The sequence below is a fragment of the Kribbella sp. CCNWLW201 genome (genome assembly GCF_037203805.1).
In the GTDB taxonomy this organism is placed as follows: Bacteria; Actinomycetota; Actinomycetes; order Propionibacteriales; family Kribbellaceae; genus Kribbella.
Genome location: NZ_JBBCBQ010000006.1, coordinates 158,892 through 170,564 on the forward strand (window position 1 = coordinate 158,892; position 11,673 = coordinate 170,564).

The following is an 11,673-nucleotide window of genomic DNA, read 5'->3' on the forward strand; positions in this document are numbered from 1 at the left end:
CAACAGCTACCGAGGTCGGTGCACAATCGGGTGGGGGGTGGGTTGAAATGCTCGAACGTGAGCGGGAGCTGGCGGAACTCGCCGCGGCCGTTGAGGAGGCCAAGGCGGGTGACGGCTCCGTCGTCCTGATCGCGGGAGAGGCCGGGATCGGGAAGTCGAGTCTGATCGGTGCCCTGCCCTCGGTGCTGCCGCCCGAGACCCGCCTGCTGGTCGGCTACTGCGACGACCTGGCGACGCCGCGCGTACTCGGCCCGCTCCGGGATCTGGTCGGCCGCGTCGGCGGAACGCTCACCAAGGCCCTCGAGTCCGGTGACCGGACCGCAGTGAGCGACGCCCTCAGAGCCGAGCTGGACCGACCCGAGGATCCAGCTGTCCTCGTCGTGGAGGACATCCATTGGGCCGACGAGGCGACTCTCGACGTACTGCGCTTCCTAGTACGGCGGATCGCGAGTCTGCCCGCCGTACTCGTGCTGACATACCGGGACGTGGAGGTCACCCGAGATCATCCTCTACAGCACTTGCTCGGTCTCGCGTCCGGAACGCCGCGGCTCCGGCGGCTGCGCCCAGCCCGGTTGTCCGCGGCCGCGGTACGACGGTTGGGTGTGCACACCGGGGTGGACGCCGACCGCGTCTTCGCGGTCACGTCGGGTAATCCGTTCTTCGTCGCCGAGATCTTCGCGTCCGGCGACCTGGACCACGTACCGCCCACGGTGACCGAGGCGATCGCGGCCAGGCTGGCCGACCTCGACGCGTCCACGCGCGACGCACTCGAGCAGCTGGCGGTGGTGCCGTCGGTCGTCGAGAGGTGGCTCGTCGAGGCGGTGGTTCCGGGTGGGCTTGCCTCGCTCGCCGCCGCCGAACGCCATGGCGTGCTGGTGGTTTCCCCGAGCGGTGTCGCGTTCACCCACGAGCTCGCCCGCCGGGCCGTCGTGGACTCGATGCCGGCGGCTCGCCGGGTGGCCTGCAACCAGGCCGTGCTCGCGGCGCTGCTCGATCGCCACGAGCGGATCGACCTGTCGCGGATCGTGCACCACGCGACGCAGGCCGGAGCTGTCGAGATGATCGTCCAGCACGGCCCGGCGGCGGCGCGGGAGGCTTCGGCTGCCGGTTCCCACCGCGAGGCGGTTGCCCACTACGAGCTGGTGCTGGACCACCGGGCGTTGTTCTCGCCGGCCGAGCAGGCCGACCTCCTCGACGGCTACGCGGTCGAGTGCTACACCGTCGGATCCGCGGAGCTCGCCGTCCGCGCACAGGAAGAGGCCGTCACCGTGCGCCGTTCCCTCGACGATCCGCGCGCGCTCGGCCTCAGCCTGCGCTGGCTGTCGCGGATGCACTGGTGGGCGGGCTCGCGGCCGAAGGCGGAAGTGAGCGGCGCGGAGGCGATCGAGGTGCTCGAGGGCGCCGGCGACGAACGTGCGCTGGCGCTTGCCCTAAGCAACCAATCGCAGCTGCACATGCTGGCCGGCGAGCACTCGGAGAGTATCGCCATCGGCGAGCGGGCGGTCGCGATGGCCCACGAACTCGGCGATGCCGGCCTGTTGTCCCACGCGTTGAACAACGTTGGCGTGTCGCTGTGGGAGGAGGGCCGTCCAGAGGGTCAGACCTTGCTGGAGGAGAGCCTCGCGGTCGCGCTCGGGGCCGGTGAGGCCGAGCACGCCTGCCGCGCATATGTGAACATCTGCTGGCAGTTGGCCGACCTGTCCCGGTTCACCGAGGCGGAACGCCTGCTCGAGGACGCCATCGATCTGGCGGACGAGGCAGAGTTCCACGGGTTCCGTCGGTACATGGAGGTGACTCGCGGCTCGGTGTACCTCGCGCTCGGACGATGGGACGAAGCCGAACGGGAGGCGACGTCGAGCGATGACGCCGAGATGATCACGCGCTGCCCGGCCCTGGTCGTGGCCGGGACCGTGCGGTGCAGGCGCGGTCAGGACGGCGGCCGTCAATGGCTCGACGAGGCATGGGAACTCGCTCAGCGACTTGGTGAGGCACAGCGCACCGGTCCGGCCGCAGCCGCCCTGCTCGAGGCAGCCTGGTTGCAGGGAGACTTCACGCGGGTGGTGGCCGATGTGGCGTCGGCATACGAGGACGTGAGGCGCTTCGGTCGCGCCACACCGGCAGCGGCGCTCGGGTACTGGCTGCGCGTCGGCGGTCAGGACGTGCAGATCAACCACTCCGACCAGCCCTATGCACTCCTGGCCGCGGGACAGTGGCGGCAGGCGGCCGAAGCGTGGCAGCGGGCCGGTTGTCCGTACGAACACGCGCTCGCTCTGGCGCAGAGCGACAACCCGGCTGACCTGCTGTCCGCACTCGGCCTGCTTGACGAGCTGGGCGCGGAACCGCTGGCACGTCGGGTACGCCTGAAGCTGCGAGAGCTGGGAGTCGCCCGCATCCCGCGCGGTCGGGTCCAGTCGACGAGAGAGAACCCAGCCGGACTCACCGAGCGGCAGACCGACGTCGTCCGGTTGCTGGCCGAAGGGCTGACCAACGCCGAGATCGCCGCCCGCCTGGTGCTGTCCGTACGTACGGTCGACACCCACGTCGCCGCGATCCTGGACAAACTGGACGCCAAGACCCGCCGCGACGCCGCGACCCGCGCCAAGGCTCTCGGCCTGCTGCCCGTTTGAATGGGAGGCTTACCGGAGTCAGGGTCTCGAGACGGAGGTACGGCGTGGGATTGCGGCCGGTCGATCTGGCCCGGAAGGCCGGGATCTCGACGCAGTTGGTGCGGAACTACGAGGCGGCGGGGATTCTGCCGCCGGCGCCGCGGTCCGCGAGCGGGTATCGGCAGTACGGCGAGGAGCACCTGTCGGCGCTGCTCACGTACCGGGCCCTTGCGCCCGGATTCGGGGCTGAGGTCGCCACGGAGATCATGCAGGCGGTGCACGCCGGCGACGAGGCGTTGGCGTACCGGCTGGTGGATGCATCGCATGCCGGGCTGCATCAGCAGCGGTTGGCGACAGACGCGATGAGCGAGGCCCTGGGGGCGGCGGCGGCCGAGTTCCTCGACGAACCGCCGGCGGCGGGGCCTTCGTTGCTGGTGGGGGAGCTGGCACACCAGTTGGGCGTGCGTACGTCGGCTTTGCGCGTCTGGGAGGCAGCCGGGTTGCTGGCGCCGACGCGGGAGCCGGGGACGAAGTACCGACGGTATGGACCGGAGCAAGTACGGGATGCCCGGATCATCCACATGCTGCGGCAGGGGCGGTATTACTTCGAGCAGATCAAGCCGGTGCTCGAGGGATTACGCCGTACCGGAAGCACCGAGGCATTGCGGGCAGCGATCGCCGAACGCCGAGCCGCCCACGACAACCGCACGAGGGCGATGCTGCACGGCGCTGCTCTCCTGTATCAGTTGATCGAGGAGAAGCGGCTACTGCGGGACGGCTAGGTGGGTTGGCTCTGAGCGGCCCCGGACGGTGACTTGGTCGCCAGGGTGCCAGTGAGCCGCTTCGGCGGGGGCAGCCTCGTCGACAGCGCTCATGGAAGCGATCAGTCTGGCGGGCGTGGACTTGGCCAGTTCGGTCAGACGCGCGGCCTCGTTGACCGGGTCTCCGATCACGGTGTACTCGTGCCGCCGTACGTCGCCCACCGTGCCGGCGACCACGATGCCTGCCGTCACCCCGATGCCGGCGGTTGCCTCGGGCAACTCCTCGGCGAGCCGCCGGGCCAGCGTCCGCCCGGCCCGCAGCGCGCTCCCGGCCGCATCCGGCAACTCGGCCGGTGCGCCGAACACCGCCAGCGCGGCATCACCGGCGAACTTGTTCACGAACCCGCCCTGCCTGACCACCTCGTCGACCACGATAGTGAAGAAGCGGTTGAGCAGCTGGACCACCTCGGTCGGCGGCCGTTCCGCCGCGAGCTCGGTGGAGCCGACCAGGTCGACGAACAGTACGGCGGCGAACCGTTCCTCCCCACCGAGCTGGTCACTGGTCAACGCCTCCTGCACCACCTCAGGACCGACGTACCGCCCGAAGAGGTCCCGGATCCGCTCCCGCTCACGCAGCCCTTCGGCCATCGTGTTGAACCCGGCCTGCAACGACCCGAGCTCAGTGCCGTCGAAGACCGGGATGCGGACGTTGAGCTGTCCGTCACCGATCAAGGTCAGCGCGTTGCGCACCGACCGGACCGGCGCGACCACCGATCTCGCCGACAGCATCGTGAGCAGCCAGCCGTTGCCCAGCGCGACGATGCCGAGGGCAAGGATCATCACGGAGAGCCGGGTGGGGGAGACGTCCTTCTCGATCAGGGCGAGGATGGCGGCCAGCATCAGCCCGGCGACCGGGACGCCCGACCCGACGGCCCAGAAGAAGACGGTCCGCGCCTTCAGCCCGGCCGCCAGCAGCCGCCGGGGCGGCGCCGAGTCGGCCAGCGCCTTCGCGGCGATCGGCCGGAGTGTGAACTCGGTGAGCAGGTAGGAGATGGAACAGGTGATGATCGTGCCGTCGAAGATGGTCAGCGCGATCCGCAGCGCGTTCTCCGGCTGGATCACGAGCGTCAGCACGGTGAAGATCACGCAGGCCAGCATCCAGAGGAAGACCTCGATCAGCGTCAGCCGCAGCGGAAGCTGCAGGGTCGCGATCTGCTCCTTCCTGGTGGCCGGCCGGTCCTCGTCGACCCAGCGGGTCACCCGCAGTGCCAGCCGCGTGCTCCAAAGGCAGCCGACCATCACCGCGATCAGCAGGTACGCCGGGATGGCGATCGCCTCGATGAGCTGCAGTTGCGGCATCAGCGGCGGGCCGGGCAGCACGAAGATCGCCAGCGCGAACACGATCACCGCGCCGATCACATTGGTCCCGATCGAGAACGTCGTCATCAGGACCTGGGTCCGGAACCGCAGTACCCGCGGGCTCTGGTCGGCCGGTCCGAGCAGCCAGGATCCGAACGGCCGCCGCTTCAGCACCAGCTCCGGACTTCCCTGGGACATCATGGTGACAGTCTGCTAGGTGGCACCCCCATTCTCGCAACCGCCTTACCGGGCAGAGGAATTGAATGGTCCGGTTACGGTGGCGATATGGCCGTGCGGTGGCAGCTCCCGCTGGCTGCTCTCGCGGCGGCCGTCCTGGTCGCCTGCTCCGACAGCGCCGCGCCCTCAGCCGGTACGACGTCCAGTCCGACGTCCACCGCCACGCCGCCAGCCAGCACGCCGGCTCCGACCCGAACGACTCCGGCCACCACCCAGCCGCTCGTCCTGGCGATCCATCCCACCCGAGCCGCCCAGGACATCGACGTGACCACGGCTCGCGCGATCGCCCGCGGGACTCTCAAGTCATGGCGAGGCTTCCAGGTCGGCTCGCTCCGCCAGGCCCGACGCTCGACCACCACACTCGCCCTGGTGCCCGCTTCCGCTGCCGGTCCGTCGATCCGCCCGCTCACCGTCGCCGGAATAGACCCCTTCAAAGACCCGGCGCGCTACCCGCTACGAGCACCCGGACCACAGCCCACCGCCCCGGTCATCGACCTGACCACTGGTGGCGACGTCATGCTCGGCCGCCGTGTGGCGACCGCCGCCGCCCGCACCGGTGACGTCTCCAGGCCACTCCGCGCGATCGGCCCTCGGCTGGCATCCGCGGACCTGACCGTACTGAACCTGGAGAGCACGCTGTCCCGAGCCGGCACGCCGCAGCAAGGCAGCGACTCCTTCGCCGCACCACCAGGTGTCCTCGCCGGACTCCGCGACGCCGGCGTCGACGTACTCTCGCTGGCCAACAACCACACGGGCGACTTCCAGCAGCGTGCCCTGCTGGACACGGTCCGCTTGGTGCGAGCCGGTGGCATCCAGCCGGTAGGAGCCGGAGGCAACGTCGCAGAGGCCGCGCGGCCTGCGATCGTCGAGCGTGACGGTGTGCGTTTCGGCTTCCTGGCCTTCAACGCGATCGGCGAGACCCCACGGGCGACGGCGACCAGCCCCGGTGCGTTCAGCTTGCGGATGCCACCACGGACCGGACCGCTCAACGCGGCAGACCTGGCCGCGGTCACCCGGGCCATCCAGGCACTGCGGCCGGTTGTCGACGTGGTTGTCGTACTGCCGCACTGGGGCCAGCAATACACGCACAACCCCGTGCCGGCGCAGCACACCGTGGCGGCCGCGCTCACGAAGGCTGGGGCCGACCTGGTGATCGGTGGGCATCCGCACTGGGTGCAGAGCGTGGAGTTCCCCGCCGGCAAGGTGATAGCGCACTCACTGGGGAATCTGGTGTTCGACATGGACTTCTCCCAGCAGACGCAGGAAGGCGTGCTGCTGGAGCTCACCTACTGGGGCAAGACGTTGAAGGCTGCCCGCCTCACGCCGTACGTGATAGGGAGTGACTTCAGCCCGCGCGTGGTGACGGGCACGCGGGCCGAGCAGATCCTGGCCGACATCCGCTAACTGGCGAGCCAGGCGGCGACCACGCGACCCATCCGGCCGAGCTGAGCCGGTGACACGACTCGGGGCAGGTCGCGGGCGCTGTGGTACTCGGCGTACGGCGTACTGCCAAGACGGACTCCAGGTAGGCCGGAGCGGACGAAGGACCAGTGGTCACTCGACTTGTTCACACAGGTCCTGCTCTGCACGCCAACCCGAGCTGCAACCGCCCGGAGTTCGTTGCGCAGGGCCACGTCGTCGGCTTGGGCAGAGCAGATCGGTACGACGGTTCCGACGCCCACTCGGTCGAGCGAGACCATGCCACGCAGAGCACTGCGCTGGGCTGCGGGCAGAGACGTGACGTACACGCGGGAGCCGTAGTGGTGCCTGGCGTCGCCGTCTCCGCGAGGCTCTTCGGCGCCGAAGGCAACGAACACGGTGGGGAGCCGGTGGTCGAGCAGAGCGGTGCCGAGCAGGACAGAGATGCCTGACGCATTGTCCTCGGCGCCGGGAGCCTGAGGGACGGTGTCGAGGTGGGCTCCGACGATGCGGTGCGGTGCTGCGGGGTTGAAGCCGGGTTTGGTGGCTATCAGGTTCCAGGTGGTGCCCGCACGGACCGGGATGCCCCAGGAGACGCCTGCGGGGACTCGCAGGGCCTGACGTCGGGTCTGGTAGCCGGCGGCGCGGAAGCGCTGTTCCAACCAGGTCAGAGCTTGCGCGTACGTCGTACTGGTCGCCTCACGGGGTCCTAGACCTGCGAGGTGCCGCACGGTGGTCATGGCGGCAGCACTGTCGAAGGTGGCTGGGCGAGGTGTCGGGGACGGGGCACGCGGCGCAGCGGTGGTGGGAGGCGGCGGCAGGCTGGAGGTTGCAACAGGCGGGGCGGTCGACGGAGTCGGAGCGTGGCTGGTGGTGCTGCTGGTGCACGCGGCGGTAGCCAGCAGGGTGAGGATGGCGGCCAACGGTCGGGTGGCGGCCCACATATGTCCATGGTCCCGGTCTGATCAAATCCGGCCCTTTTGGCACGGTGGTGCTGATGGCTCAGATTGGCCGCCCCATCCGGCCCGGCCGTGGGTACTGTTCCTCGGACACCTGACTCGGGGAGCTTTCCGTGACGCACGATCGCCACTCCTACGCCGAACCTGCCCTGGTTCGGACCACCCACCTCGAACTGGACCTCGAGTTGGACTTCAGCGCGAAGGTGCTGGCCGGCAGTGCCACGCACACGCTCGCCTGGACCGGTGCCGGTGACCGGCTCGTGCTCGACACCCGTGACCTGACCGTGCTCGCGGTCGAGGGTGCCACGGCGGACGGCTGGGAGCCGCTCGAGTACAGCCTCGCCATCGCCGACCCGGAGCTCGGCTCCGCCCTGCGGATCCGCACTGCGCGGCACGAGCGGGTCCGGGTCAGCTACCGGACCGCGCCGACCGCGACCGGTCTGCAGTGGCTGGAGCCGTCCATGACCGCGGGCGGGGTGATGCCGTTCATGTTCAGCCAGTCGCAGGCGATCCACGCCCGCAGTTGGGTGCCCGTGCAGGACACTCCGGGCGTGCGGTTCAGCTACGCCGCGCACGTCACCGCTCCGCCGGAGCTGATGGTGCTGATGAGTGCCGACAACGGTACGACGTCACGCCGTACCGGCTCGTACGACGTGGTGATGCCCGAGCCGATCCCGTCGTACCTGCTGGCGATCGCGGCCGGGGACCTGGTGTTCGAGCCGATCGGTGACCGGACCGGGGTGTGGGCCGAGCCGGAGATGGCCCGGCGGGCGGCGACCGAGTTCGCCGACACCGAGGAGATGATGCGGGTCACCGAGGCGCTCTTCGGCCCGTACCGCTGGGGTCGCTACGACCTGCTCGTGCTGCCCCCGTCGTTCCCGTACGGCGGGATGGAGAACCCGCGGATGACCTTCGCGACCCCGACCGTGGTGATCGGGGACAAGTCGCTGGTCAGTGTGGTCGCGCACGAACTGGCGCACAGCTGGTCGGGCAACCTGGTCACGCAGGACAGCTGGGACGACATCTGGCTGAACGAGGGCTTCACGTCGTACGTCGAGAACCGGATCGTCGAGGCCGTCTACGGCACCGAGTTCGCGGTGATGGAGACGGCGATCAAGCAGCACGCGACGGTGGTCAAGCTGGACCCGCTGACGCCGGCCGAGTTGGCCGTCGAGCTGCCGGGCCTGAATCACCGGTCCGAGTATCACGGGACGACGTCGTGCGGCCCGCTGAAGGGGTCGTGGTTTCTGTCCTGGCTGGAGGAGCGGTTCTCGCGCGAGGTCTTCGACCCGTTCCTGCGCGGGTACTTCGACCGGTTCGCTTTCCGAAGCATCAACTCCGAGGACTTTGTCGCGCATCTCGAGGAGCACCTGCTGTCTCAGCACGCCGGGGTCGTGACGGACGCCGAGCTGGCGGCGTGGCTGGACGAGCCGGGGATCCCGGCATTCGCGCGGCGGGCGGCGTCGGAGCGGTTCCAGGTCGTCGACCAGGCCCGGGACACGTGGCTGGCGACCGGCGAGCTGCCGGCCGGTGCGGCGGCGTGGACGACGCAGGAGTGGCTGCGGTTCCTCGACGCGGCTCCCGACGTACTGAGCGCCGAGCAGCTGCATCAGCTCGACCGCGAGTTCGGACTCACCGGTACGGCGAACGGCGAGATCGCCCGGCGGTGGTACCAGATCGTTGCCGCCAGCAGCTATGAGGCGTCGTACGCCGAGCTGGCCTCGTTCCTCACCCGGGTCGGGCGGATGAAGCTCGTGCTGCCGGTCTACCGGGCGCTGGCCGGGACGGACCGTGCGTTCGCCGCCGAGGTGTTCGCGAAGGCGCGGCCCGGGTACCACCCGATCACGACGGCGGCGGTGCAGAAGATCCTCGGCCAGTAATCGCGCCGCCGCCGCCGCCGCGAAGCGCCTTCGCAGTTGACGTCCTCCCTGCCCATGAAGGACGGGGATTCCAACTGCTACGCGGAGGTAGCGTGTTGGGGTTCACGCTTCGGTGAGACCCGTGGTGGCGTCTCTCGGCGTGCGCTGACGGCCCGTCCGGCCGCGATGTTGACTGCCGCGTTCACGTCCGCGTTCGCCTCATGCCCGCAGGCCGTGCACCGGAAGACCGCTTGGCTCTCGCGGTTTGCCGGTGCGCGATGCCCGCAGACGCTGCAGGTCTGCGACGTGTACGCAGGATTGATCTTCTCGACCCGCCCTGGCGCCTTGTGTTCCAGGCGCTGGACGAGCAGTCCCCAGCCGTTGGCCAGGATGCCCCGGTTCAGACCCGCCTTGGCACGCCGACGGTTCGGCAGGTACCTTCCTGGCCGTTCGGGATCGGGTTTGGGCTTCGGTCGCCGGGTCATCTGGGTGACCCGGAGGTCTTCCACCCGGATGACGTCGAAGCGGCGGGCGAGGTCGGTGCTGGTCTGCTCGACCCAGTCCTTGCGGCGGTCGCCGGCCCGGGCGTACAGCCTGGCGATCGCGGCCTTCACCCGCCGGCGCCGATTGGAGCCGCGACGGCAGCGGGCCAGGCGGCGTTGCAGGTGCTTGAGCCGTTCCTGCTCACCCTTCGACAGGCCGGGGCAGGTCAGGCGTTCGCCGGTGGACAGGGCGGCCGAGACGGTGACGCCGCGGTCGACGCCGACGACCTCACCGGTACCGGGTGCGGGGATCGGCGCCGGGATGACGGCGAACGCGAGGTGCCAGCGGCCCGCCCGGTCGCGGGTGATGCGGTACGACTTCGCGTCGGGTGTGGCGCGGGACAGTCGGAACCGGACCCAGCCGACCTTGGGCACGAGTACCCGCGCCCACTTCCGGTTCAGCTTCACGATCCGCGACGCCTGGGAACCGACGATGCGGAACCCTTCATGCAGCCCGGCCTTGCGCCACGTCGGCCGCTTGTGGGTCCTGGCGTAGTAGTTGCTGGCGGCCTGGTCGAAGTCCCGCAACGCCTGCTGCTGCACGGTCTGCGACCCAGCCCGCAGCCAGCCGAACGCGGCGCGGGCTTCGGTCAGTTGCCGCGACTGCTCGACGTACCGAGGTGTCGGGCCTTTGTCGCGGGTCCATATGGACCACTGCTCCAGGGCCAGGTTCCACACGTACCGGGCGTGCCGGCACTGCTCCAGCAATGCAGCCTGCTGCGCGGGAGTTGGCGCCATCCGGAAGCGGGACATGCCGGTTATCCAATCAGCTGGGACCGACAGTCCCCGATTTTCTCCGGCGGGAGGCAGTCGCGGTTCCTTCCCGGTCTGAGGGACAGGCTTTTCGCGTGACCTACCTGATGAACGAGATTCCTGCTGGGAGAGCGGTGGGACGGTCGGGGTCGGCTCGGAGGGCGTCGATGCGAGCCAGCGGCATGCCGACATACTAGTTGGTACAGAGATCGAGAGTGCGGCGGTTGTCGGTGTGGGTGGGGCGGTAGCCGAGGCGGGTGTTGATGCGTTGCATCGGGGTGTTTGTGCTGACTGTGTCGGCCAGGAGGGCGTCCAGGTCGGGGAAGCGGGCCCGGACCTGGCGGATTTGCTCGGCCTTCATCCACAGCGCGAGGCCGTGGCCGCGGTGGGCTGGGAGGACGGCGGTGCCGTAGTGCTGGGCCTCGCCCTTGCCGTCTCCTGGTACGACAAGTTCGGTGAAGCCGGCGATCGCGCCGGTGGACTCGTCGACGGCCGCGACCGTGCCCAGTCGCTCGCCGCGTTGCTCGATCACCTGGGCGGCATGCCGGGTCCGCTCGACGTCCCACGCATCCTCGCCGTACTCGATCCCACCCGTCGGCGCATCGTTCATCCCCGCCCGCGCGTCGGTGAACGTCTGCACCCACTCCTCCGGTACGACGCCCGCCCACGACACCAGGTGATAGCCCGGAGGTTCCGCGCCCGCGATTGCCTCGAGTTCGGTGATGTCGACGGACGCGAGTCGCAACCGCGCGTACACCAGAGTGAGGCCGACACCGAACCCGTGGTGCTGCAGGAACCGGTCGGCGGACGAGCCCACCCTGGCGTCGGCCAGCAACGTGCGTACGTCGTGGTCGCGAGCGGCCCCGACGACCGCGTCGAGGAGCCGCGACCCTACGCCGCGCCGGCGCTCGGCCGGATGGACGTTCAGTTCGAACTCGGCCAGGTGGCTGTGCGACTTGCGGCTGTTGAGCCGGAGGAATGCGGACCCGACCGGGTTGCCGTCGCCGTCCGCGGCGAGCCACACGAGCCGGCGGCTGAACGGCCGGAAGTCGGGATCTGTCAGAGGAGTCAGTCGAATGCTCAAGCCGACAAGATAACTCCGCCCCGGGATCACGTGCCGCTGGCAGGGCGAATCGGCTAGCGTGCTGCGAACAGTGCGCGGGGGAGAGGAGACGATC

8 protein-coding genes are annotated in these 11,673 nt (G+C 69.7%); 4 read left to right on the forward strand and 4 right to left on the reverse strand.

All coding sequences use genetic code 11. The annotated features are described in order from the left end of the window. Nucleotides 1-47 precede the first annotated feature (47 nt). Nucleotides 48-2,627 carry an ATP-binding protein gene (locus V9K99_RS24840; RefSeq protein WP_337004319.1) on the forward strand — a complete coding sequence of 860 codons (2,580 nt, stop codon included), beginning with the start codon at nt 48-50 and terminating at the stop codon, nt 2,625-2,627. A 44-nt stretch (nt 2,628-2,671) separates the two neighbouring features. Beyond that, nucleotides 2,672-3,388, forward strand: a complete 717-nt coding sequence (locus tag V9K99_RS24845) for a MerR family transcriptional regulator (RefSeq protein WP_337004321.1) — start codon at nt 2,672-2,674, stop codon at nt 3,386-3,388. Here V9K99_RS24845 and V9K99_RS24850 read toward each other — a convergent pair. After that, nucleotides 3,371-4,927, reverse strand: coding sequence for an adenylate/guanylate cyclase domain-containing protein (locus V9K99_RS24850; protein WP_337004323.1), 1,557 nt, complete (start codon nt 4,925-4,927; stop codon nt 3,371-3,373). The genes V9K99_RS24845 and V9K99_RS24850 overlap by 18 nt on opposite strands. An 84-nt stretch (nt 4,928-5,011) precedes the next feature. On the opposite strand from V9K99_RS24850, the gene V9K99_RS24855 reads away from it, so the two are divergent. Further along, on the forward strand, nt 5,012-6,367 hold the full coding sequence (locus V9K99_RS24855) for a CapA family protein (RefSeq protein WP_337004324.1): 1,356 nt from the start codon (nt 5,012-5,014) through the stop codon (nt 6,365-6,367). On the opposite strand, the gene V9K99_RS24860 is transcribed toward V9K99_RS24855, so the two are convergent. Further along, nucleotides 6,364-7,122 (reverse strand): M28 family metallopeptidase, encoded by a 759-nt coding sequence (locus V9K99_RS24860; RefSeq protein ID WP_337004326.1) that lies wholly within the window; start codon nt 7,120-7,122, stop codon nt 6,364-6,366. The two genes, V9K99_RS24855 and V9K99_RS24860, sit on opposite strands and share 4 nt — an antisense overlap. 332 nt (nt 7,123-7,454) lie before the next feature. Between V9K99_RS24860 and V9K99_RS24865 the strand changes: the two genes are divergently transcribed. Next, nucleotides 7,455-9,221, forward strand: a complete 1,767-nt coding sequence (locus V9K99_RS24865) for a M1 family metallopeptidase (RefSeq protein ID WP_337004328.1) — start codon at nt 7,455-7,457, stop codon at nt 9,219-9,221. Between the two features lie 77 nt (nt 9,222-9,298). Here the strand turns inward: V9K99_RS24865 and V9K99_RS24870 are convergent, their stop codons facing one another. Both V9K99_RS24870 and V9K99_RS24875 read right to left on the reverse strand, forming a co-directional pair. Further along, entirely contained in the window at nt 9,299-10,495 is a 1,197-nt protein-coding gene (locus V9K99_RS24870; RefSeq protein WP_337004330.1) for an RNA-guided endonuclease InsQ/TnpB family protein, read from the reverse strand. A 193-nt stretch (nt 10,496-10,688) separates the two neighbouring features. Next, nucleotides 10,689-11,579, reverse strand: a complete 891-nt coding sequence (locus tag V9K99_RS24875) for a GNAT family N-acetyltransferase (protein ID WP_337004332.1) — start codon at nt 11,577-11,579, stop codon at nt 10,689-10,691. Nucleotides 11,580-11,673: the final 94 nt, after the last annotated feature.

Excerpts from the sequence above, each read along its gene's own strand:
- V9K99_RS24855 (WP_337004324.1), top strand. The coding sequence starts at position 5,012 with ATGGCCGTGCGGTGGCAGCTCCCGCTGGCTGCTCTCGCGGCGGCCGTC.
- V9K99_RS24850 (WP_337004323.1), bottom strand. The coding sequence starts at position 4,927 with ATGATGTCCCAGGGAAGTCCGGAGCTGGTGCTGAAGCGGCGGCCGTTC.
- V9K99_RS24870 (WP_337004330.1), bottom strand. The coding sequence starts at position 10,495 with ATGTCCCGCTTCCGGATGGCGCCAACTCCCGCGCAGCAGGCTGCATTG.
- V9K99_RS24840 (WP_337004319.1), top strand. The coding sequence starts at position 48 with ATGCTCGAACGTGAGCGGGAGCTGGCGGAACTCGCCGCGGCCGTTGAG.
- V9K99_RS24860 (WP_337004326.1), bottom strand. The coding sequence starts at position 7,122 with ATGACCACCGTGCGGCACCTCGCAGGTCTAGGACCCCGTGAGGCGACC.